The sequence below is a fragment of the Sphingopyxis fribergensis genome (genome assembly GCF_000803645.1).
Taxonomy (GTDB): domain Bacteria; phylum Pseudomonadota; class Alphaproteobacteria; order Sphingomonadales; family Sphingomonadaceae; genus Sphingopyxis; species Sphingopyxis fribergensis.
The window spans coordinates 4,223,744-4,243,685 of record NZ_CP009122.1 but is presented as its reverse complement, the minus strand read 5'-3'; the positions used below and the strand labels follow the sequence as shown (position 1 = coordinate 4,243,685).

The following is a 19,942-nucleotide window of genomic DNA, read 5'->3' as shown; positions in this document are numbered from 1 at the left end:
GCCTCAGACACGCAAATGCGCGGGGTATCGGAGATGACGGCGGGCGACGTCGGCGAACTGCGCATCGCGGCGCGCGGCCCAGACGGCGGCAAGATGGCCGACCAGCCAGAACACGCCGCCGGCAATCCACAACTGGAGGCCGAGACCGATCGCGGCCGCCAGCGTGCCATTGGCGATGGCGAGCGTGCGCGGGGCGCCGCCGAGCAGGATGGGCTCGGTCAGCGCCCGGTGGACGGGGGCGTAGAAGCCCGCGACCTCATCTCCGCCGCCCAACATCAGATGACGGCCCCGCCGCCGAAGCTGAAGAAGGAGAGGAAGAAGGAACTGGCGGCGAAGGCTATCGAAAGACCGAACACGATCTGGATCAGCCGCCGAAACCCGCCATTGGTGTCGCCGAACGCCAGGGTCAGGCCGGTCACGATAATGATGATGACCGCCACGATCTTGGCGACCGGCCCTTCGATCGACTGAAGAATCGACTGAAGCGGCGCTTCCCAGGGCATCGAGGAGCCTGACGCCCTGGCCGCGCTCGACATGGCGAGCGCGACCACGAGGCCGATCATCGCCGTGTTGGCGGTGCTGCGGAAACGGGAAAGTGCGTTGGTCATCCGAGTTCTCCTGTCTGATGGATGGGGACGTCTTCCGCCCTGCGGACGGGCTCGAGCGGGCCGGGGAGCTGGCGCAGCGCATATTCACCGGCGGCATTGAGCCCATCGACGCGGGCGAGTTCGGACAGCCGACGACCATGGCCATCGCGCACAAGGACCGCGACGAGATCGATGGTCTCCGCGATCAGCGCCCGCGGCACCGTCACCACCGCTTCCTGGATGAGCTGTTCCATGCGGCGTAGCGCGCCGATCGCGCTGCCGGCGTGGATCGTGCCGACGCCGCCGGGATGGCCCGTGCCCCAGGCCTTGAGGAGATCGAGGGCCTCGGCGCCGCGCACCTCGCCGATCGGAATCCGGTCCGGGCGGAGGCGCAAAGAGGAACGAACGAGATCCGACAGGCTGGCGACGCCGTCCTTGGTCCGCATCGCCACCAGATTGGGGGCGCTGCACTGAAGCTCGCGGGTGTCTTCGATCAGAACGACCCGGTCGCCGGTTTTGGCGATCTCGGCCAGCAGCGCGTTCGTCAGCGTGGTCTTGCCGGTGCCGGTGCCGCCGGCGACCAGGATATTGGCCTTGTCGGCGACTGCGATTTGCAGCGCCGACGCCTGCAACCGCGTCATGATCCCGTCGGCGACATAATCATCGAGGGTGAAGACAGCCACGGCGGGCTTGCGGATCGCGAAGGCCGGCGCTGCGACGACAGGCGGCAACAGCCCCTCGAACCGCTCCCCGCTATCCGGCAGCTCGGCCGAGACGCGCGGGCTCCCTGCATGAACCTCGGCGCCGACATGATGGGCGACCAGCCGAATGATCCGCTCACCGTCAGCCGGTGAAAGCCGTTCGCCGGTATCGGACAGGCCTTCGCCCAGCCGGTCGAGCCATAACCGGCCATCGGGGTTCAGCATGACCTCGACGGTCTTCGGGTCCGCCAGCCAGCCCGCGATCGAAGCGCCCAGCGCCGTGCGAAGCATCCGCGCACCGCGTGCCGAACTCTCCGGTTTAAGGCTGTAGCTTGCCAATGACCGTCCCCTGATTGCGCCTTGGCGCGAGCCGCGCGTGGGCATGGGGACAGTTAGAAGAGACAGAAAAAACGCTATCGCAACAACTATTTGCGTTTAGCGTAGGGCGTCGAAGGAATAGAAAGCCGGGCGTAGGACTTATTCAGTCCTCAAACCCGGTAACGGGACGGCTCGCCTGTGAATCAACGTCCTGCGTGATCTCACGAGCGAGACTCGACCCCGTCTCGACCCGACGGCCAAGCGCTTCGATGAAGGCCTTATAGCGTTCATTGCCGCTGGCCTTCGCGGCCGCCTGCCCGGTGTCGGGCAAGGGCGGGGTTGTGGTGAGCCAGAAGCGAACGAACAGGGCGATCGCCTCATTGGAGATGGTGATGTTCTGCTCGGCTCGCTCCAGTTGCCGCGACAGGCGATCGAGGCGCCGCGCCAGCGCCGCCTCCAGGCGCTCAGGCCCGTCTGGCGACAGGAACGAGAGAAGTGCGGCCTCGATGATGTGCGTCTGCGGCACGCGCTTGCGGGCGGCATAGTCCTCGATCTGATCGACGAGATCGGGCGGCAGACGATAAGTGCGTTTGACGCGCATGGTCTGGGTTCTCCCTGTCAAAGCTCGATGCCGTCGCCGGGATCGAGGCTCGCGATGCGGGCGATGCGGTGCATCCGGCGCTGGGTGGTCGCCTCGTCGCTGGCTGTATCCGGTTCGTCGAAATCGAACTCGTTGACGGGCGCCGGCGCCTCACGCACCACCTCCTCATGGTCGGGAAGCCCCGGCTCACGGCGGATATTGGCATTGGCGTCATCGCTGTCGGCATTCTCAGGCGTGGCGGCCGCACCGCCGGATTGACTTGGAGGCGGACTGTCCGGCTGCGGCGGCGGTTCGATACCCGTCCAGTCGTCTGGACGTGGCGGCCGCTGGTTGCGCCGGGGTTTTGGCGCCGGCAGCAAGCGGCGGGTGAGACGGGGATCGGTAAAATATCGCGCCTTCTTCGCCCGCACCGGCGGCGTGCCCGCCACCATGACGATCTCATCGTCGGGTGGAAGCTGCATGATCTCTCCAGGCGTGAGAAGCTGGCGGGCGGTCTCGGATCGCGACACCATCAGATGACCGAGCCAGGGGCTGAGCCTGTGGCCCGCATAGTTTTTCATCGCCCGCATTTCGGTCGCGGTGCCGAGGGCGTCGGAGACCCGTTTGGCCGTCCGCTCGTCGTTGGTCGCGAACGAAACCCGGACGTGGCAGTTATCCAGGATCGAGTGATTGACGCCATAGGCCTTCTCGATCTGATTGAGCGACTGGGCGATCAGGAAGGATTTCATTCCGTACCCGGCCATGAAGGCGAGCGCGGATTCGAAGAAGTCCAGCCTGCCCAAAGCCGGAAACTCGTCGAGCATCAGCAGCAGGCGCTGCCGCTTGGCAGTGGAGTTCAACTCCTCGGTCAGCCGGCGGCCGATCTGGTTGAGGATGAGGCGGACCAGCGGCTTGGTGCGGTTGATGTCGGACGGCGGCACGACGAGGTAGAGCGAGACTGGATGCGGCCCGTTCACGAGGTCGGCGATGCGCCAGTCGCATTGCCGTGTGACGGCCGCGACGACGGGATCGCGATACAAGCCCAGGAACGACATGGCGGTCGAGAGCACCCCCGACCGTTCATTCTCGCTCTTGTTGAGGAGTTCCCGCGCCGCCGAGGCGACGACCGGGTGGACGCCCGCGTCTCCCAGATGCGGGGTTAGCATCATGGCCCGCAGCGTGGTCTCGATCGGGCGGCCCGGATCGCTGAGGAAGTTGGCGACGCCGGCCAGCGTCTTGTCGGACTCGGCATAGAGCACATGGAGAATGGCGCCCACCAACAGCGCGTGGCTGGTCTTTTCCCAGTGGTTGCGCTTCTCGAGCGACCCTTCGGGATCGACCAATATGTCGGCGATATTCTGAACATCGCGGACTTCCCATTCGCCGCGGCGCACTTCGAGCAAGGGGTTATAGGCCGCGCTCGCGGCATTGGTCGGGTCGAACAGCAGCACCTTGCCGAAACGGCTGCGGAAGCCTGCGGTCAGTCCCCAGTTCTCGCCCTTGATGTCGTGGACGATGCAGCTGCCCGGCCAGGTCAGCAAACTGGGAACAACGAGGCCGACGCCCTTGCCCGAGCGGGTTGGCGCGAAGCACAGCACATGCTCCGGGCCATCGTGGCGAAGATAGTTCGTGCCGAGCTTGCCGAGAATGACGCCATCATCACCCAGCAAGCCGGCGGCGCGCGCCTCCGTCTCGGTCGCCCAGCGCGCCGAGCCATAGGTTTCTGCATTCTTCAGTTCACGGGCGCGCCAGACCGACATGCCTATGGCGACGGCAATCGATACGAATCCACCTGAGACGGCGATATAGGCGCCGTGCAGAAATATGTCGGGTGCATAGGCGTCGAACGAAAACCACCACCAGAAGAAAGCGGGCGGCGGATAGATCTGCCAGTCGCCTATGGTGAACCAGGGTGATCCGAGCTGGGGTTGATGGGCGAGCGCGGCGGCCGTCCACTGGGTCGCGCTCCAGACTGATGTGAGAACGATCGCGAAGACTGCGAGGATCTGGCCCCACAATATCTTGGTAGCCGACATAACCCTTCCTTTCCGGCAAATTGCCTAAAGGTCGGGATCCAATGATTGCGATTACAATATCTTAGCGAGAGCGATCGAAGAAATAGAAACGCTATCGTGCAAATACAAATGATAGCGTAGGCGAATTACGCGCGTCTCAGACTCTATTTGCATCGAATTTCGCCATACGGCTGGACCGATCGTCCGCTGAACCTCGGGAATGACGCAGCATCCAACAGCCTCCCGCATGGACCGATGACCCGGTCACCGAACCAATCCAATCTCGGTGAGAAAGACGGCGAGGTCTTGCTCAACAGCCGCGGCGCGATGAACGGCGTCGAGGTCCAGACGTTCGGCAAGTCGGTTGGCTGACATCCCTTTCTGATAGTCATTCCATCGCCGTCGTAACTCGCGAAGCGCCCCTGCGGTGCTTTGCGGATCAAGGCGTTCACATCCGTCGATGTGATGCAGCAACGTGGCTTCATGGCAGGGCCGTTGCCATACAAGATGAATATTCTCGCGGCGGCTTAGCTGGAAGAGACGCTGATCACGTTCCGGGACGGCGCCGAGCCGGTCGGCATCGAGCAGCACAATCTTGCGATCATAGGGTTCGCCACGACTTTTCTGCTTCTGCGCGATCCTGCGAGCAGCCAGTTCAACGATGCCACATGGATCGCCGCCGCCAGGTTGCAGCACAACCAGATCGAGATGGACCGCAAGTTGCTGATCTTCGATCAGACGGGTGAGGAATGCTCCATAGCCGCGTTCGCTCTCTCCCTCGCAGCCGACAAACAATCGCCTGCGCTGCGGGATGCGGCGGCGTTGTGGCCGCCTCATCCGATTTGGGGAACGGCGCCGTAGGTGCCGCTCAGATATTTGCGATAATAATTGTCGTCGCGCCGGACCGACTGGACGTCGCGCAGCGTGTAGACCTCGGTGCGACCGCGCCGGTCCTTGGTGCAGAACAGCACTTCCTCCTTGATGAGTTCCTCCAGCAGGGAGGCGTTATGGCAGGTCATCCAAAGTTGGGCATCATGCGGATTACGTTCCGGATCGTGGAACCAGCGCAGAATCTCAGGCAACACCAGAGGGTGGATAGCGGTGTCCAGTTCGTCGATTACCGCGAGGCCGCCGGTTTCTAACGCTTGAAGAATGATTGGATAGATACGCAGGAACATCCGCGTGCCGTGGCTTTCCAGTACGAGCGGCATCGGACCATCATGGCCTTCATGAGTGAACAGCGCGATTGGACCGTTGGGACCGGATTCGAGTCGCATCGCCTTGATGCCGAGGTCGATCCGCTCGATCTCACGGTTGAGCGCATCGACCAGCGCCGGATTGCTAGCATAGTGGCGCACCATCTGATCCTCCAGTCCATCCTGCTTCTCGATCAGGATATTGGAGATGACGAGTGAAGCCGCCTGCCAGATGGATGTGGCGAAGGGATGCTTGAGCTGGGCAAGCGTCGAGATGACGCTTGCGTTCGGCCGCAGCACCTTCTCCAGTGCCTGCCGGTAGCCGGAAAGGCCAAAGGCGCTCGCCGCCGTCACCTTGCCGTAACGATCGCGCTCGAACAGGCGAACCTTACGCCCGGTGTCCGGCGGCCAATAATATATCGCTTCAGCCAGCACCTCCTGCGCCTGACCTGCCGCGCCGCCCAGCGTCACCTCATACGCGTACCGGCATTGTGGTCCATTCGGATCATCACTCTCGGGATCAGCAAGGCCGGCCAGCGAGACCGACAGGCGCGTCGGCGCAGCCAAGGATGCTTCGTCATTGAAACGTTCGTAAGGCAGACGCGCACCGGGCGCGATGCTGAAGCTGTCGCGTACGAACCAGGCCACAAAAGACAGTGCGCGCAGCACCGTTGATTTGCCCGAAGCGTTTGGACCGAAGATAGCGACCACCTTGGGCGCCCGCTCCTTGGAACCCGCCCAGATTGGTGCCAACCGTTCGGGAGTGTCGGGCGCGTTTCCAGCCGCGCGCAGGTCGATGACCTGCCGCTCGCGGATGGAATAGAAGTTCTCAATGTCCAAGCTGTATAGCATCTGCGCCGCTCCTCGACCCACAAATAGGGCATTTGTCGCCACATTCAACGAAAATTTGTTAAACTAGGCGCCAAATATCCTTTTTCGATCCTGTTTGACGTCAGGAAAGCAGGCCAAGATTTGCTACAGACCCAGGCCCCGCTGTCGGCCAAAGGTCCAATCAACCCCGCCGCCCGGCGTCATTGTCCCGGACACATGCTGCCCCAGATTCTGCTCCAGCGCGGGGCGCCACGGTACGAGTTGGAACCCGAGACCATTGTCGATCATGGCATAGCGGCCGGATGCGAGCGTGACGCGCTCCCGGTAGACTCCGGCGACATGCTCCCCAGGCGCCGACGGCTGCGGCGCGAGGCCCGTCCGGCCCGCAATTTCCGTCTGCGCCCGTTGCAGCTCACGCTCTTTCAGCGTCTTCAACAACGACCGTGCGAATACTACTCGTTGCCCGCGACGTTGGGCGAAACCCTCCCCCTCGAGATAATCGCAGCGCGCTTCCAGCGCCGAGGCCACCTCAGCGCCGAATCCGCCGCCCAGCACAGGTTGTTCGCGGGCGATCAGATTGCGATCGAGCCAGGTGACGCCATCAGCGCTGATCTGTTGGCTCAAGGTCAGATCCGAGCGCGTCGCGAGCGAATGGCGCCGCTGTCCCCTAACGTCATCCCAGGAGCGCAGCTCGACAATTGCGCCTGGCTTCGCGTCCCCGGTCATTTCGAGATCCTCGAACCGGAGATGATGGGTGCGACCATCGATGCCGTCGACCACGGCAAAGGCGCTCCCTTTGAGTTCATCATAAAGCCCGCGATCAACCAGACGGCCCACGATCGGATCGACCGGCGGAGCGAGGTGGATCGCGAAACGCGATACGTCCGGATTCGGCGTGTCCTTACCCATCGCCTTATGCATAGTCTTGATGATATCGCCGCGAACGCCGAGATCGCGCAGCTTGTCTTCCAGACCCGGCTTGATGGTCCAGGCTGCGGGACCGAGCGGATCGACCAGGCCCAGGGCTTCGAGCTTCTGCGCGCGGCCTATCAGGAGATGCCGGTTTTGAGCTCCATGACCATTGGCGTCCGGGCGCAGATCGACAATGCCGCCATGACGATCGGCGATATCTCTCAGCGAGCGATCGAGGCTGGTCCAGCGATCGGCCTGAACCTCGCGACCGAGTGCGGCCTGGATCTCGCGCTGTGTGCGCGGCCCCATTTCAAGGGTCACGCGGTCCTCGGCGCGATGGCGGAAGCCCTCGCGGATATAGTCCCGGCTTATGACGAGGTCGCGGCCATCGTCACCGCGACCACGAACCAGCACATGAATATGGGGGTCGTCGGTGTTCCAGTGATCGATCGCCACCCAGTCGAGCGAGGTGCCAAGGTCGCGCTGTGCATCTGCCATCAACTCGCGGGTAAAGGCACGCAGGTCCTCCATCTCTCTGGCGTCCTCCGGTGAGATGATGATCCGAAAATGGTGGCGGTCGTCCTCGCAGCGATCAGCAAAGGCGTTCCCGTCCGCCTGGTCGCCAGTCGCGTCGAACAGTCGGCCCGGCGCCCCGTCGCGAGTGACACCTTCGCGTTCGAGATAGCTGGCGTGCCGGGCAAGCGGCGCTGCACGATATTTGCCCCCTTGGTGCCGGACAATCCGCATCTTGACGACGACGCGTCGATCCGATGACCTGCGCGCGCGACGAGGGGCTGTCACTCGGCCGCGCCCGAAGCGGGAAGCGCCGCCCCCTTTCCGGCGAGGACTGTATGTGCGACCGCCGCGCCCGCCTTTGTTCGCCGCCCGCAGCACCTGGCCGACGAAGGACTTCGCTTGCCGGCCTTTTGTCCCTCCGTCGCGGGGCCGTCCAGGCCTGACCTGGAACTCGTCGTCGGGGCCGCTCATCGGAGGCTGGAACCATCGGCGCAAAAGCCCGCCAGACGCGGATTGACGAGAATTTCGGCAGTTTCACGAAAACATGCTGGCAGGCCGCTCACGGAGCCATACGAAAAACCCCCGACCAACCAACCATCTGGACCGAGCCTGCTGGCGGTCCTTTTATCTTGCGATGCTCCCCTTATTTCCCTGCCTTCCCGGCCTCGTATGCGATAGCGAACGCCGTTGCGCCCCAGACTACGCCTGCCTGCGAGCGGGCGCCTCATGACGGCTGGTGACCGGAAAGAGGGACGAACAGGCTATCCTCGACTTCGGAAGGGGCTGGATCTGGTATCTCTCCGGCATCGCCCCGTGGCGCTACGGATGGCGTCGAAACTGTGCCGGACGTGACGCTGACCGGACGGGAAAAGAGCGGCGCGTGGGTCCAGGCCAGCGCATCGGCGGGCGCGCTGGCGAGCGCGCGAGCGGGCGCTCCGCCGACCATCGGCGCGAGCATGGCGAGATAGGCGCGCGTCTCTCGCGGTAGCGGGCGGCCGTTCGCCAGATGCTCATCATAGCGTCCCGGGCCAGCGTTATAGGCTGCCAGCATTGCAGTCGGATTGCCGTAACGATCGTGCAATTCACGAAGATAGGCGGCGCCCGCGATGATGTTGTCGCGGGGGTCGTAGGGATTGCGGCCGAGACGATAACGCGCGCGAAGTTCCGCCCAGGTGCCGGGCATGATCTGCATCAGCCCCATGGCTCCAGCGTGCGAGAGCGCGGTCACATCGCCCGCGCTCTCGACACGCATGACCGCCCATATCCAGCGCTCCGGGATACCGAAACGACGCGATGCCTCGGCCACATGAGCGGCGATCGGCGTCACCGCGGACGACGACTGCGCCGTGGCGGTTTCGCCGCGCGCGATGGCCGTCGCCGGCGCACTCGCAAGACTTGCGAGCAACGCCAGCGACAGCGCCCGGCGGCGCGATGTGCAGCAGCGCGGGCGCACCGGATCAGCTCCGATCTTCGCGGACACGCGGACGGCTTACCGACAGGCGGAAAGCCGAACCCTCGTCGTCGGTGCGGAAGAGATGCGCGCGCAGAGTCTGGCCCGCGAACAACGGGCTTTCGATCTCCAGCGAGACATAGTCGCCCGCGCGTTCGCCGACATCCTTCCACGCAGCGCCGACTCTGGGGCCATGTTCGTCGTCGAGCAGGACGCGGAAATCCGGCGCTTTTTCTGCATCGCTCGGTTCGGCGGGAACGAGGGCGATAACCTCATCGATGCCGAACAACCGGATGCGGCCCGTATAGCCATCATCGGTGGGTTTGAAGATATTGGGTTGCATTGCCAGTCTCCTTTGCTTGGCGGGGTGGAAGAGATTTCGCGGCACGGCGAACGCTCACATCGGCGTCGCCCGACCGATCACGGTTGCTGCGGGAAGCAGTCCGAAATAGCGGCCGTCGAGGCTGTCCTCGCGGTCGGCGTTGAGGAAGAAGAGCTGGTCGGCTGCGAGCGTTCGGCAGCCCGCCCAGACCGGCAGCGCGCGGCCAAGCCGGTCGGTCGCCTTGGCGACGGCGACGGTCCGGCCATCGATGCTTATGGTGTCGCCAGTCCGGCAAACCGTCTGTCCGGGAAGCGCCGCGACACGCTTGAGGAGTGGCAGGCCGAGCGGCAGATAACCGCCCTCGGCGAGGAACCCCGCGATATCCGGCGGCGGCATCACCACGGCAAGCGCGCCGCGCGGGACGGAGTCGCCCGTCCGCACGCGGTAGAAGCCGATCGGAACGCTCGGACTGGCATTCCAGATCAGTCGCGGCGGCGGATCGATCCACATGGAGATCGCGATGAGATTGACCGCGACGACGGCCGCCGCGAGCGTTTTCCACGGATAGGTCATTGCAGGGAGCCTTTGCGGGCGAGCCAGGCGCGGTGGCGCTCCAGCGTGTAGGGACGCGGCGTTTCGCGGGCGGCGAGACGATTGTGGACGTGGCGCCAATGGTCCGGCGCGGTGTCGGCGGGATCGATGTCGAGTGCGTCCACCGCGTCGATCGCTTCGAACACGCGCTGGACCTTCGGCCAGCCGGAAAGCCGCAGCAGAATGTCGCCGCCGGGATCGACGCCGGGCACGGTCTGATAGGGTTCCCCCGGCAGGACCGCGCGCAGAATGTCGATGCGGGAAACGACCGTGCCGAAGTCGTTGGACGCCCAGCGCACGAAGGCGAATATGCTGCCAGGAGCGAAGCCGAGACGGCGACGGCGCCGGTCGAGTATCTGATCCTCGACAGGGCGTCCGAAGCGTATCCAGCGCTCGATCTTCTTCTCGATCCACAGCAGGTCGACGCGGGTGCGATCATCGCGGGCGGCGATCATGGGGCGCGCTCCTGATCCTCGTCCGGGAAGGCTTCGACCAGCAGGGCGCGCAACAGATCGGCCAGCGTCAGCCCGCGCTGGAGCGCGGCGAACTTGATCCGTCTGCGCAGTTCCGGCGTCACGTCGATGGTGAGCCGCGCGGTGTTCGCGCTGCGTGATGGCGGCGTGGTTCGTTCCCGATCGCCGTCGGACACCCAGGATTCAACACCGCGCGGCCGGGCGACGAAACGCCGGGACGATTTGCCCGGACCGCTCATGAGAGCAGGCTCCCGACCTGCTGCGCCAAAGCGACGATTTCGCGCGCGGCGATGCTGCCCGAGTTCATTTCGGACGCGAGCCGCCCGGTTCGCAACGCATCTGCGAAGATCACCCGCTGACCGACATGGGCCGGCAGCAGAGTCGGATCATGGTCAGCAAGGTTGTCGGCAGTGGCGCGTCCGATCAGCGTGCGCGCAGGATAGCGGTTGAGAATGAACCGCGCCGCGATCGCGGGTTTGAAGATGCGGGCCTGATCGAGCAGCGTCAGCATCTCGGCCGAAGCCCATCCGTCAAGCGGCGATGGCTGCACCGGCAGGAGGACCAGATCGGCGGCGAGCAGAGCCGAGCGGAGCAATCCCGCGACACGGGGCGGCCCGTCGATCACCACATGGTCGACGCTGCGCGCCAGCTCCGGCGCCTCGTGGTGCAGCGTGTCGCGTGCGAGACCGACGACGCTGAACAGTCGCGGCAAGCCTTGCGACGCGCGCTCCTGGGCCCAGTCCAGCGCCGAACCCTGCGGATCGGCATCGATTAGGAGCACGCGCTTGCCGGTGATGGCCCACTGGCCAGCCAGGTGGAGCGCGAGGGTCGTCTTGCCGACGCCGCCCTTCTGATTGAGGAACGCGACGATCATCGCGCTTCGTCCACAGGGGCGCAGCCCGTTAGCATGAATCCGAAGGATTCAGAGTTAGCAATGTTAAGGGGCGGAATCGTGCAATGATTCCATTGTGTTATAGGTGGTTTCGGTTCCTGATAGTCCGAGGATCGGGTTCCCGATCGTCCGATAGTCGCGGTTCCTGATAGTCCGTGTCTCATGGCAACTTATCCACAGGCGGGTAGCCCATCCGCCGCATGACGGCGTCGAGCGGATCGATGGGGAGCGGGGTGAAGTTCAGCCGGTGGCGGCCGAGTTCGAAGGTGAGGGTCAGCCGGTATCCGGGCAGGGGTTGGCGGCGGACGATATCGCGCAATTCGAAGCTGAACCGCTTGAGCGGCGAGAGGACGCCCGACTTCAGGTGGAGGTGAGCGACGTCGAAGCTCCACCCATGTTCCTGCCGTCCGCCATGCTTGCGGCAGATGCGATAGAGCCAGCGTTCCAGCCCGCCGGTCAGGCTGAAATAGGCGCGGTCGATGGTAAGGACGAGCGCGTGATCCAGGACCCCGGCGTAGAACCAGTCGGGAACGATCATCTCGATGCCGAGCGCGCGGCCCTTCCCGTCGAGACGCTCGCGCCATTCGTTGATCCAGGAGAAGCGATGGCGCCGCCGCTGGGTGGTTTGACGGATGCTGGTGGCAATCGTGGTCGACTGAAGCCGGTCGAGACCGGCGCGCAGCCGCTCATAGCTGGCCTTGCCGGTGCCGCGCCTTGTAAAGGTCAGGATGTCATAGGGCGTGGCGGCGATGAGGCGCGAGGTCGGCAGGCCGGCGTCGTGCGCCTCGACGATCTGGCTCGCGGCCCAGATCAGAATATCAGCATCCCATATGGTGGCCATGCCATGTTCGGGCGTCGCCTCGACCTGGATCGAGACCTCGCCCATGCGAAACTCGATCGGTGCGACCCGCTTGCTCTTGGCGAGCGAGAAGAAGGGCCAGCTCATCAGATCCTGGGCATCGCGCGGTGCGACATCACCGCCGGCCGGGCGGAACAGGTCGAGCTGCCGGGCGGGAGCTTTGCTTAGCGACATGGATTATCGCCCGCGCGTCCCGCTGGCGTGCCGCCTTGTCGTGGCCAGGCCGGGTCCCGGATCGGATGTCGAGCGCCGCATCCCGGCCGCCGCCCACTCGTCGATGTCGGCAACCGTGTAGACGATGCGTCCGCCGAGCTTGTGGTAGATGGGGCCGGTTCCGAAGCAGCGATGTTTCTCCAGGGTGCGCGGCGAGAGGCCCAGACGCTTCGCAGCATCGGGTGTTCGCAGAAAGCGCGGCGCAGTGTCTGGGGCGTCAGGCTGCATGATCGGTCTCCGTCGAAGCGCGGGCCACGAGGGCAAGGCGCGTGGTGCTGGAGACAAGGCTGGCGTATGCCGCCTATGCCGGGAGAGAGGGTAAAATAAGCCTGCGGGAAATGTCGCACCGGCGTAGAGCGTTACCGGCTCCGGAGCAGATCGAGATATCCGGTCTCGCTGAGCCGAATGGCCTCGTCGCGCAGTCGTTGAACCTGCCGGCGTTCATTGGCCGCGCGCCAGTTGGAACCGTGAAGCTCCAGGCCGGGATAAACCGCGGCGTCGGCCAGCTCGCGGGTGCTCAGACCAGCCGCGAGGAGACTGAGCAGGTGGAGCAGGAAACTCAGGCGCAGGCGCTGAAATTCCGTTGGCCGGAAAGCGGCGGATCGTCTGCCGCGCGGCGCTCCCTGAAGTCGGCGCAGGAAGCGGTCGGCGGCGGCCCGGCGCAAGGGATAGTCCCCGTCGGGTGAGAGTGCGATGATCGTGCCAGCGCGCATCGCTGGATCAGACAGCCACAGGCGCAGGCGTCCACCGGGATCGTCGATAACGAGATGGCGACCGCTCTGGTCGGTGTGATCGGCGACGATCGGGCCGAGATCGGCCGGATCAAATGCAGGCGCGGCGGCATAACCTTGGGGCGGAGGCGCCAGCACGACTGTGCCTGGCGCGACGTCGGGGCGCCATAGCGCGGGCGCGGCTGCGGCCGACACATAAGGGTCGATGGGGAAACACCAACCCCCAGCGCCGGACGAAGTCCGCGCCGAGGGTCTTCTCCCGATGTGCACCGTCCGCGCTCGTCGATGTCATCCGATCATAGTCACGGCGGTAATTCTTGTTGTGCCGCAGGAACTCCTGCGCAAAGTCCGCATAATCGAAATTGGCGGTTGCCCCGGCGATCGCTTGCGACCGCCAATCGCTGGCAGTTGGCATCGCACCTCTCCCTGTATCCCGCATTGGGGGTCAGGAGAGCGAGCTTGCCTGCGCTCACCCACGCCAGAAGAACCGCCCGAGCGCATGAATTCAACGCCTTGCGGGCGAACCTGCGCGCACGGCGCAGCGATCCCCTGTAGGCGGCGGCGACGGTTCTACCGGGGGCGTCCTTCGAGCAAATGGCGATATCCGACTTCGGTCATCCACCTGGCGCGAGCGAGGTGACTTTCGTAGATGCCCCAGGCGCGCTGGGGATCTGTTGCCGGATCAAGGCCAAATATCACGCGGACAATCTCATGCCAGTGCGCGCCCTCGGCATCCGCTTCGAGCAGGCGCAGATAGGTAACGAAATGGCGTTCGTCATAACTGTTCACCCGCCTTGTTTGCGGAGGCGCGTCGTCAAATGCAGGAATGGTCATTGCGCGACACCTGGCGCCCAGGGCGCGTTGCGGTTGTCCCGAAAACGGAGCCCGGTCATGCGACCGATGGGATAAGCGCCTCGCGCGCGGCCCGCAAATCGCGCCCACTGCCAGAACCTTCCGCAAAGGAGACGCGGGTCGTGGAACACCCTGCGCACCGTTGGTCCCGACAATAACGGATGAAGATCAGCTCGACTTGCGGAAGAATTCCATCGGGTCAATGTCGAGGATCGTCGCGATCCGTTCGAGCATATCGACGGTCGCCGCGTGTTCTTCGCGCTCCAGCATTCCAACATAGTTGCGGTTGATCCCGGCACGGTCCGCAAGCTCCTCCTGCGACAAGCCTTTGGCATGACGCATGTGACGCAAGTTGGTGGCGACGATCTCCCGCAAGCTCATGCGGGGGACGTCGCCGCTCTGCCTAACTCATGGCCACCTAATATACTAGGGAATCGTATCTACGTAACGGCGTATCTGCGGAAATCCGCCACTACGCATTCAAGGAACGCGGGGCCGACGAGCGGCCCCGCGTCCGTCTCACCGGGCAAAGGGATCGAACTCAAGAACGATGCTTGCCGAATCGCCGTCCCATTCGCTGGCCGGCATCGCGCTGAACAGGCCGCCTTCGGTTCGGAATACGATGATATTGACCATGAGGCTGCGCGCGAGGCTCCAGGCATAGGCGGATACGGTGTTGAGCGACTTGGACATTGCGGGCTCCTGTCTTTCGTCGCGGGGACCATCCCCGCTCGACAGGCTCCCGAAGTGTCGGGCGCATGGCTGCAATCACCGCACGGGCGCAGCCCGAAGGCCGCACGCTGCGCGTAGCGGACCCTTTATGGGTTGATGGCGAAGCCATGGGTCTGACCAAGGATCAGAGCCAATGAGAGCGGCGGTGGCGCCTGCGAGGAATCGGAACCGCCGGAGGTTCGTTCAAACCGGGTCCGGCTGGGTGGACACTGCCTCATCCTTCCCGGTCTCGCTTCGGTCCAGGCAGCGATGGTCAGGGTATGGCGGACGTGTCATGCATCTGGACGCAGACCGACACGCAAGGTCGGTTTTCCGCGGGGGCGATCCGGGGCGGCTGGTTCCGGGCGTCGGCAAATAAAGAGGCCCGGCGGATTGCTCCGCCGGGCCGCTCCGTCCCGATCAGAACGGAATGTCGTCATCGAGGTCGTTGTAGTTCCCGGTGTAACCTTCATCCTTCTGCGCGGGCTTGCCGCGGCTCAGGAAGTCAACCGTTTCGGCGATGATCTCGCAGCCATAGCGGTCGTTGCCCTGCTGGTCGGTCCACTGGGTGTAATGGATGCGGCCCCGGACCAGAAGCTTCATCCCCGACGTGCAATGCTCCTGTACCGTCTTGCCGAGGCCGTTGAAGCAGGTGATGCGATGCCACTCGGTGTCCTGGACCCGGCGACCCTGTTCATCGCGGACGATCTTTCCGTCTTTGTAGCGGGGACGCGAGGTGGCGAGGCGAATGGTGGTGATGTTGGTGCCGCCCTGGGTGGTGCGGCTTTCCGGGTCTGCGCCGAGATTGCCGGCGAGAATGACGATGTTCTGCATGATATTGCTCCGTTGCTTCAAGTCCGAGGGACCGTCCCTCCGACGAAGCCCGATCAAAGGCCGTCCGGTGCCGTCCGCATCGCCGCCTTCAGGCGGCGGCCTGACCCCATAGGCGCGGGAGTGGTGCGGGCAGCCGCGCAGCGGCAACTCGGTCCGGCGCCGCCGGGGTTGCTGGCGGAAACGGAACGGACTTAGGGATTCGCCAGTCGGAAGGGACCGCCCCCTCGGTCGAGGCAGGACGGAGATCGATGCGAATAGAACAGCGACAAGGCTGGCTCGCGAACGGGAGCGAACCGGCTTGCAGCCCTACAGGAAACAAACACACCTGCTTTCGGCACTGGCCAAAGGCCCCGGATATCCGGCGAGCGACTTCGCGCTGACCTGGTTCACCGTCAAACCACCGACTTGCGATCAAATCCGTTCAATGGCTGGTAGTCGTTCCGGCGCGCCACGGGAAAGCCGACGCTTCCGGCAGCTTCCGGAGCAAGGTGGGACTAACGAGCCAGCCGGCGCGCGCGCCGCCTGCGATAAGGCGCCGAGCGCATCGATCGAACGGGGTAAGCTGCCCTGGAGCGAACGGGAATGGCCGAGAAGCTATGACAGACCATATCCATTTCTGAATGGAACAGAGGCGGCCCAAGCGGCGCGATCGGCCTTGTCTGGCAATTTGGCCGCGCTCAAGGGATCGGTCAGCGACCTGTGGATGAAGGTCGCGTTGCCTTGGGCTTGGGCTGGTGAAGACGCCGCTTCACATTCGGCTTCAAAGCGCCGCGAACATCTTTGTCGGCAATCGCAATATCGAACCACTCAGGGTCGAAATATCCGCCGCACCACCGCTTGGTTTCTCTGTATTCGGGGTCTTTCGGGTCTGCCAGCACCTCTAGAAATTGCTCATATCCTGAAATGCCGCCGACATCCTCGGGCGGCCGAGCGCGTGCGCCATCGATGCAGGTTGCGTGGGTTGGGGGCGTATCGAGAAAGACCATTTCCTCGATTTCGACCTGATGCCGCCAATTGTCGCCGAAGTCGTACAGATAGCTGAAGACAATCCCGGCGCCCTGGAAATCCCTTATCCGCACCGCGCGTTCGTCGAAGACTCGCGCATCCCCCTCGACCGAGCCATCCTCGGCAAGAGCGGCATCGCCATAGCGCAGTCCGCCTATCTCAAACTCGTGGAGATGATAGTTCCACCAATTGAACGCGGCCTGGATCGCCAGGTGAAGCTGTTCGAGGTTCCACGCGCCCGGCACGATGATGCGGCGCCAGATTTCGGGTTCAATCCCGTTGATGGATATCTTGAGCCGCGCGGCATTGGGAGCTTCGAACATCGCGTTTCAAGCCGCCTTCGATAATGCTGACACCTTGATCTCGTCCTCATGGCCCCGTGCCTGGGCGAGATCATAGGCGCCCTGCATCCGCATGAGCGTATCGGCTTTCAGGCCAAATGCCTTCTCGAAGCGGATCGCCATATCGGCAGTCAGGCCGGTGTGCCCGTTCAGGACATTACTCAGATTCTGCCGCGAGACACCGAAGTGCTGCGCCAGCTCCTTCACATTGATACCATGCGGCTCGACCATCTGGCGCTTGAGCCAGGGGCCGGGATGAACATGGATCGAAGGATGAACTTTGATAGCCATCAGTGATAATCCTCCAAATCAAGATCCGCGATCGTGGAGTCGTCCACCATCGTAAATGTCAGCCGCCAATTCTTCGTCACCGTCATGGCGTAGCTGCCTTTGCGGTCCCCTGTCAGGGGATGGAAACCGAAGTTTGGTGGAACAGAGAGTTCATCCAGGCTGGATGACGAAACCAGGAAGGCGATCATATCAATGACGCGTTCCGCCTCGATCACGCCCCTGGCGCTGCCTTTTTCGACCAGTCGTCGCAGCGCCTTGTGCCTGATGCTATCAATTTCCACGTGTCAACAGATAGGCGACACGAAAGTCCGTGTCAATGATTGGTTGACACGGATTGCTGTCGAACGTGGCCGATGGGCGGCGCTTACGCGCCGCCCAGATGACGGAAATCCCAGACCTTGATGCCGAGCGTTTTGGCCTTGTCACGGATGTTCGACTGGATGCCGGTGCCCGGAAACACCACCAGCCCCTTGGGCATGGCGGCCAGCATCTCGTCATTACGCTTGAACGGCGCGGCCTTGCCGAGTTTCCAGTCGGGCTTGATGGGGACGCTCGGCACGCCGCGTTGGTCGGCCCAGAGGACCGAGATATGCTCGCCGCCGCTTTCGGTAGCGCCATGGATCAGAACCATGTCGGGGAACCTGGCCCGGATCTTGTCGAGCGTCGACCAGATCAGCCGCGTATCGTTGAACGCCGGACCGGATGAGACCGCGATACGGACGCCTTTCGGCATAAGCACCTGCTTGTCGGACCATTTGCGGTCGTTGATGAAGTCCTTGCTGGCAATGACCGCCGAGGTCAGCGCCTTGCGATTGACCTTCGAGCCGGACCGGGGAAGCCAGGGCTTCTTGGTGAAGGTGCGGTACTGGTCGGCGGCGGCGTCGCGCAGATATTCGAAGGTGTCACGGCGCTCGATCATCGTCACGCCTTCGGCGATCGTCCGCTCCAGCTCGACCGACTTGACCTCCGAGCCGTCCTGTTCGCGCTGCATCCGCTTCTGCGCGACCTCATTGTCGTCCAGTTCGCGTTCGACCCGCTGGATGCCGTTGTGAAAGACGTTGACCAGTCCCCAGAGGATATCCTCGAGGTCGGGTTCGATGCGCGTGTCAATCAGGGCCGAAACGATGCCATCGAACATATCGGCCACTGCGCCGTCGACGAGGCGGGTTTCGGGTAGCGGCCGCTGATCCGGCTCATCCTCGAAGGGGCGGTAGCCATAGAGCTGCATCTCCTGGAGCAGATAGGCCGTCTGGGATTCGGCGTGTTCGGGTTCGTCAGCGGGAATGTCGTTGCTGTCGTTCATGGGGTGTCGCCTTCGTCTGGGAGCCGCGACCTTCGCGGCCTTCATGGCGACGGAAGGCAGCGGGCCGGGCAGCGCGCACACCGCCAAGCGCCAAGCGTGCGCGCGCCCCTTTCGGGCGCGCGATGGCGGCCGAAGCAAAGCGGAGGACGGACAGACGGGGCTATTTTGCTTCGCGATGCAAAGCGGCCGCTCGCGGCCGCGGCGGAAAATAGCCCCGTCGTCCGTTGTGCTCGCTGGACGCCTGCTGCTCCTGTCGCCCTCTATGAAGGCGTGGGGGCGGCCTCTTCAGCGAAAATGGCGCCTATGGTGCGACACAGCTTCGCCGGTGACGACAATGCCGAACTCCCGCTTCCCGGCCTTCAGCCGGACAGGAGAAGGTGATGCTCGGCATCTTCGTCCCGCAGTTGAGGGGCCAGATGCGCCCGCAGCCGATCCGCCCCCAGGCCGTGCAGGTCCGAGTTGAAATCGTCCAGCATCGGCGCCAGCGGGATAACCTCGATCCCGGCCTCGACAGCCCTGCGGGTCAGCAGGCTTTCGGCGGCGGCTCCGGTGGAATCCTCGTCGCGGGCGATATAGAGGCGCCGAAGATCCGGCGGGAACCGGATGGCTGCAAGGTGGGCGCCCGACAATCCGGCGATTGCCGGCAAGGTCGGCATGATCGTGCGAAGCGACAGGATCGTCTCGATGCCTTCGCCGGCGATCATCACCCGACCGGCCGCACCGAAGCGAACCCCATGGCCCAGGAGATGACCCATGGCGCGGCGTGGATAGGCGACCGGCGCTTTATCGATCGTCGTGGGATCGAGCCAGGTGCGATGCACGCCCGTGATTGCACCGGCCAGATCGGTGACCAGCGCGATCATCGCCGGCCAGGCCCGGCGCGTGCCGGGACGATCTTTCCGGGATGGCCGATAGTAGCAGCGCGGATGGAAGCGGAGCGGATCGCCGGCTTGCAGCGGTGCGATGCTTCGCCCTGCGAGATAGTCCGTGACGAGGGTGCTGTGAACGGGGAGCGACGCTGCGGCCAGACGCTGCGCCGCCTCCGGCGTGCCGGACGGCGCTTTGGGTTCCCGCCGCGATCCGGCGCCCTCATGCCGAGGCGATGGCTGCGGCAGGCTGAGGAAGCGCCGGGCCTCTTCCAGCGTGTCGCGCAGCCGCGCATGGCCTCCCGCGATGGTGATGATGTCGAGCAGATCACCATGGTCGCCGGTCGCCGCATCGGTCCATTTCCCGGCCGCCCCTCCGTCAGGAGAGGCGACCAGGCGGACATAGAGACTGCGACCGGGCGTGTTGCGGGCATCGCCCACCAGCCAGTAGCGGCCTTCGCGATGTCCTTTCGACAGATAACGGCGACAGACGCTCTCGGCATTGTCGGCGAGACGCTGCGCGATGTCGGTGGCGGAGTTCTTCATCTCCCA

At 64.1% G+C, this 19,942-nt stretch carries 27 protein-coding genes; all 27 read right to left on the bottom strand.

The features are described from left to right. Nucleotides 1–3 precede the first annotated feature (3 nt). The 27 genes from SKP52_RS19900 to SKP52_RS19785 all read right to left on the bottom strand — a co-directional run bounded on the left by SKP52_RS19900 (nt 4) and on the right by SKP52_RS19785 (nt 19,936). Nucleotides 4–276, bottom strand: coding sequence for a VirB3 family type IV secretion system protein (locus SKP52_RS19900; RefSeq protein WP_039577919.1), 273 nt, complete (start codon nt 274–276; stop codon nt 4–6). Continuing rightward, nucleotides 276–608 carry a TrbC/VirB2 family protein gene (locus tag SKP52_RS19895; protein WP_039577915.1) on the bottom strand — a complete coding sequence of 111 codons (333 nt, stop codon included), beginning with the start codon at nt 606–608 and terminating at the stop codon, nt 276–278. Before SKP52_RS19895 ends, SKP52_RS19900 begins: the two co-directional genes overlap by 1 nt. Further along, entirely contained in the window at nt 605–1,579 is a 975-nt protein-coding gene (gene trbB / locus SKP52_RS19890) for a P-type conjugative transfer ATPase TrbB (protein WP_052208609.1), read from the bottom strand. The genes SKP52_RS19895 and trbB overlap by 4 nt, the downstream gene beginning before the upstream one ends. A 190-nt stretch (nt 1,580–1,769) precedes the next feature. After that, the gene (locus SKP52_RS19885; RefSeq protein WP_039577909.1) at nt 1,770–2,207 is read right to left on the bottom strand and encodes a hypothetical protein; all 438 of its coding nucleotides are present in this window, start codon (nt 2,205–2,207) and stop codon (nt 1,770–1,772) included. A 17-nt stretch (nt 2,208–2,224) separates the two neighbouring features. Then, nucleotides 2,225–4,222, bottom strand: coding sequence for a conjugal transfer protein TraG (locus tag SKP52_RS19880; protein WP_039577906.1), 1,998 nt, complete (start codon nt 4,220–4,222; stop codon nt 2,225–2,227). Nucleotides 4,223–4,465: 243 nt separating this feature from the next. Then, entirely contained in the window at nt 4,466–5,038 is a 573-nt protein-coding gene (locus SKP52_RS19875; protein ID WP_039577904.1) for an RloB domain-containing protein, read from the bottom strand. Beyond that, the gene (locus tag SKP52_RS19870; protein WP_039577901.1) at nt 5,035–6,249 is read right to left on the bottom strand and encodes an AAA family ATPase; all 1,215 of its coding nucleotides are present in this window, start codon (nt 6,247–6,249) and stop codon (nt 5,035–5,037) included. The genes SKP52_RS19875 and SKP52_RS19870 overlap by 4 nt, the downstream gene beginning before the upstream one ends. A 123-nt stretch (nt 6,250–6,372) precedes the next feature. Beyond that, nucleotides 6,373–8,127 carry a relaxase/mobilization nuclease domain-containing protein gene (locus SKP52_RS19865; protein WP_039577898.1) on the bottom strand — a complete coding sequence of 585 codons (1,755 nt, stop codon included), beginning with the start codon at nt 8,125–8,127 and terminating at the stop codon, nt 6,373–6,375. 253 nt (nt 8,128–8,380) lie between these two features. Beyond that, entirely contained in the window at nt 8,381–9,109 is a 729-nt protein-coding gene (locus SKP52_RS19860) for a lytic transglycosylase domain-containing protein (RefSeq protein ID WP_039577895.1), read from the bottom strand. Nucleotides 9,110–9,113: 4 nt separating this feature from the next. Continuing rightward, entirely contained in the window at nt 9,114–9,449 is a 336-nt protein-coding gene (locus SKP52_RS19855; RefSeq protein ID WP_039577893.1) for a DUF736 domain-containing protein, read from the bottom strand. A 54-nt stretch (nt 9,450–9,503) separates the two neighbouring features. After that, nucleotides 9,504–10,001 carry a S26 family signal peptidase gene (locus tag SKP52_RS19850; RefSeq protein ID WP_039577890.1) on the bottom strand — a complete coding sequence of 166 codons (498 nt, stop codon included), beginning with the start codon at nt 9,999–10,001 and terminating at the stop codon, nt 9,504–9,506. Next, complete coding sequence (locus tag SKP52_RS19845; RefSeq protein WP_039577887.1) at nt 9,998–10,474, bottom strand: DUF2840 domain-containing protein; 477 nt, start codon at nt 10,472–10,474, stop codon at nt 9,998–10,000. The genes SKP52_RS19850 and SKP52_RS19845 overlap by 4 nt, the downstream gene beginning before the upstream one ends. Continuing rightward, nucleotides 10,471–10,731, bottom strand: a complete 261-nt coding sequence (locus SKP52_RS19840; protein ID WP_039577884.1) for a ribbon-helix-helix protein — start codon at nt 10,729–10,731, stop codon at nt 10,471–10,473. Before SKP52_RS19840 ends, SKP52_RS19845 begins: the two co-directional genes overlap by 4 nt. Next, nucleotides 10,728–11,366: a ParA family partition ATPase gene (parA, locus tag SKP52_RS19835; protein WP_039577881.1), complete on the bottom strand. Its 639-nt coding sequence runs from the start codon at nt 11,364–11,366 to the stop codon at nt 10,728–10,730. The genes SKP52_RS19840 and parA overlap by 4 nt, the downstream gene beginning before the upstream one ends. 178 nt (nt 11,367–11,544) lie before the next feature. Further along, nucleotides 11,545–12,417, bottom strand: a complete 873-nt coding sequence (locus SKP52_RS19830; protein WP_039577878.1) for a replication initiator protein A — start codon at nt 12,415–12,417, stop codon at nt 11,545–11,547. A 3-nt stretch (nt 12,418–12,420) separates the two neighbouring features. After that, the gene (locus tag SKP52_RS25595) at nt 12,421–12,684 is read right to left on the bottom strand and encodes a helix-turn-helix transcriptional regulator (protein ID WP_081997451.1); all 264 of its coding nucleotides are present in this window, start codon (nt 12,682–12,684) and stop codon (nt 12,421–12,423) included. Nucleotides 12,685–12,815: 131 nt separating this feature from the next. Beyond that, complete coding sequence (locus SKP52_RS19825; protein WP_039577875.1) at nt 12,816–13,382, bottom strand: DNA -binding domain-containing protein; 567 nt, start codon at nt 13,380–13,382, stop codon at nt 12,816–12,818. Continuing rightward, nucleotides 13,279–13,602 carry a transcriptional regulator domain-containing protein gene (locus SKP52_RS27100; RefSeq protein ID WP_089217523.1) on the bottom strand — a complete coding sequence of 108 codons (324 nt, stop codon included), beginning with the start codon at nt 13,600–13,602 and terminating at the stop codon, nt 13,279–13,281. The genes SKP52_RS19825 and SKP52_RS27100 overlap by 104 nt, the downstream gene beginning before the upstream one ends. A 155-nt stretch (nt 13,603–13,757) precedes the next feature. Next, nucleotides 13,758–14,021, bottom strand: a complete 264-nt coding sequence (locus SKP52_RS19820) for a DNA -binding domain-containing protein (RefSeq protein ID WP_039577872.1) — start codon at nt 14,019–14,021, stop codon at nt 13,758–13,760. Between the two features lie 186 nt (nt 14,022–14,207). Continuing rightward, a complete protein-coding gene (locus tag SKP52_RS19815) occupies nt 14,208–14,420 on the bottom strand; it encodes a helix-turn-helix domain-containing protein (protein WP_039577869.1) in 213 nt (70 codons plus the stop codon). A 138-nt stretch (nt 14,421–14,558) separates the two neighbouring features. Then, the gene (locus SKP52_RS26685) at nt 14,559–14,732 is read right to left on the bottom strand and encodes a hypothetical protein (RefSeq protein ID WP_167702736.1); all 174 of its coding nucleotides are present in this window, start codon (nt 14,730–14,732) and stop codon (nt 14,559–14,561) included. Nucleotides 14,733–15,170: 438 nt separating this feature from the next. Next, on the bottom strand, nt 15,171–15,584 hold the full coding sequence (locus SKP52_RS19810) for a single-stranded DNA-binding protein (RefSeq protein ID WP_039581728.1): 414 nt from the start codon (nt 15,582–15,584) through the stop codon (nt 15,171–15,173). 689 nt (nt 15,585–16,273) lie between these two features. After that, nucleotides 16,274–16,912: a plasmid pRiA4b ORF-3 family protein gene (locus tag SKP52_RS19805; RefSeq protein ID WP_039577866.1), complete on the bottom strand. Its 639-nt coding sequence runs from the start codon at nt 16,910–16,912 to the stop codon at nt 16,274–16,276. Nucleotides 16,913–16,918: 6 nt separating this feature from the next. Continuing rightward, entirely contained in the window at nt 16,919–17,221 is a 303-nt protein-coding gene (locus SKP52_RS19800; protein WP_039577865.1) for a HigA family addiction module antitoxin, read from the bottom strand. Next, a complete protein-coding gene (locus SKP52_RS19795) occupies nt 17,221–17,502 on the bottom strand; it encodes a type II toxin-antitoxin system RelE/ParE family toxin (protein ID WP_039577863.1) in 282 nt (93 codons plus the stop codon). The genes SKP52_RS19800 and SKP52_RS19795 overlap by 1 nt, the downstream gene beginning before the upstream one ends. Nucleotides 17,503–17,585: 83 nt before the next feature. Further along, nucleotides 17,586–18,524: a DUF2493 domain-containing protein gene (locus SKP52_RS19790; RefSeq protein WP_039577860.1), complete on the bottom strand. Its 939-nt coding sequence runs from the start codon at nt 18,522–18,524 to the stop codon at nt 17,586–17,588. A 359-nt stretch (nt 18,525–18,883) separates the two neighbouring features. Continuing rightward, nucleotides 18,884–19,936, bottom strand: coding sequence for a DUF7146 domain-containing protein (locus SKP52_RS19785; protein WP_039577859.1), 1,053 nt, complete (start codon nt 19,934–19,936; stop codon nt 18,884–18,886). Nucleotides 19,937–19,942: the final 6 nt, after the last annotated feature.

Bases quoted from the DNA above. Each gene is read 5' to 3' on its own strand.
- SKP52_RS19900 (WP_039577919.1), bottom strand. From the start codon at position 276: ATGTTGGGCGGCGGAGATGAGGTCGCGGGCTTCTACGCCCCCGTCCAC.
- SKP52_RS19895 (WP_039577915.1), bottom strand. From the start codon at position 608: ATGACCAACGCACTTTCCCGTTTCCGCAGCACCGCCAACACGGCGATG.
- trbB (WP_052208609.1), bottom strand. From the start codon at position 1,579: ATGCTTCGCACGGCGCTGGGCGCTTCGATCGCGGGCTGGCTGGCGGAC.
- SKP52_RS19885 (WP_039577909.1), bottom strand. From the start codon at position 2,207: ATGCGCGTCAAACGCACTTATCGTCTGCCGCCCGATCTCGTCGATCAG.
- SKP52_RS19880 (WP_039577906.1), bottom strand. From the start codon at position 4,222: ATGTCGGCTACCAAGATATTGTGGGGCCAGATCCTCGCAGTCTTCGCG.
- SKP52_RS19875 (WP_039577904.1), bottom strand. From the start codon at position 5,038: ATGAGGCGGCCACAACGCCGCCGCATCCCGCAGCGCAGGCGATTGTTT.
- SKP52_RS19870 (WP_039577901.1), bottom strand. From the start codon at position 6,249: ATGCTATACAGCTTGGACATTGAGAACTTCTATTCCATCCGCGAGCGG.
- SKP52_RS19865 (WP_039577898.1), bottom strand. From the start codon at position 8,127: ATGAGCGGCCCCGACGACGAGTTCCAGGTCAGGCCTGGACGGCCCCGC.
- SKP52_RS19855 (WP_039577893.1), bottom strand. From the start codon at position 9,449: ATGCAACCCAATATCTTCAAACCCACCGATGATGGCTATACGGGCCGC.
- SKP52_RS19850 (WP_039577890.1), bottom strand. From the start codon at position 10,001: ATGACCTATCCGTGGAAAACGCTCGCGGCGGCCGTCGTCGCGGTCAAT.
- SKP52_RS19845 (WP_039577887.1), bottom strand. From the start codon at position 10,474: ATGATCGCCGCCCGCGATGATCGCACCCGCGTCGACCTGCTGTGGATC.
- SKP52_RS19840 (WP_039577884.1), bottom strand. From the start codon at position 10,731: ATGAGCGGTCCGGGCAAATCGTCCCGGCGTTTCGTCGCCCGGCCGCGC.
- parA (WP_039577881.1), bottom strand. From the start codon at position 11,366: ATGATCGTCGCGTTCCTCAATCAGAAGGGCGGCGTCGGCAAGACGACC.
- SKP52_RS19830 (WP_039577878.1), bottom strand. From the start codon at position 12,417: ATGTCGCTAAGCAAAGCTCCCGCCCGGCAGCTCGACCTGTTCCGCCCG.
- SKP52_RS25595 (WP_081997451.1), bottom strand. From the start codon at position 12,684: ATGCAGCCTGACGCCCCAGACACTGCGCCGCGCTTTCTGCGAACACCC.
- SKP52_RS27100 (WP_089217523.1), bottom strand. From the start codon at position 13,602: ATGCCAACTGCCAGCGATTGGCGGTCGCAAGCGATCGCCGGGGCAACC.
- SKP52_RS19820 (WP_039577872.1), bottom strand. From the start codon at position 14,021: ATGACCATTCCTGCATTTGACGACGCGCCTCCGCAAACAAGGCGGGTG.
- SKP52_RS19815 (WP_039577869.1), bottom strand. From the start codon at position 14,420: ATGAGCTTGCGGGAGATCGTCGCCACCAACTTGCGTCACATGCGTCAT.
- SKP52_RS26685 (WP_167702736.1), bottom strand. From the start codon at position 14,732: ATGTCCAAGTCGCTCAACACCGTATCCGCCTATGCCTGGAGCCTCGCG.
- SKP52_RS19810 (WP_039581728.1), bottom strand. From the start codon at position 15,584: ATGCAGAACATCGTCATTCTCGCCGGCAATCTCGGCGCAGACCCGGAA.
- SKP52_RS19805 (WP_039577866.1), bottom strand. From the start codon at position 16,912: ATGTTCGAAGCTCCCAATGCCGCGCGGCTCAAGATATCCATCAACGGG.
- SKP52_RS19800 (WP_039577865.1), bottom strand. From the start codon at position 17,221: ATGGCTATCAAAGTTCATCCTTCGATCCATGTTCATCCCGGCCCCTGG.
- SKP52_RS19790 (WP_039577860.1), bottom strand. From the start codon at position 18,524: ATGAACGACAGCAACGACATTCCCGCTGACGAACCCGAACACGCCGAA.
- SKP52_RS19785 (WP_039577859.1), bottom strand. From the start codon at position 19,936: ATGAAGAACTCCGCCACCGACATCGCGCAGCGTCTCGCCGACAATGCC.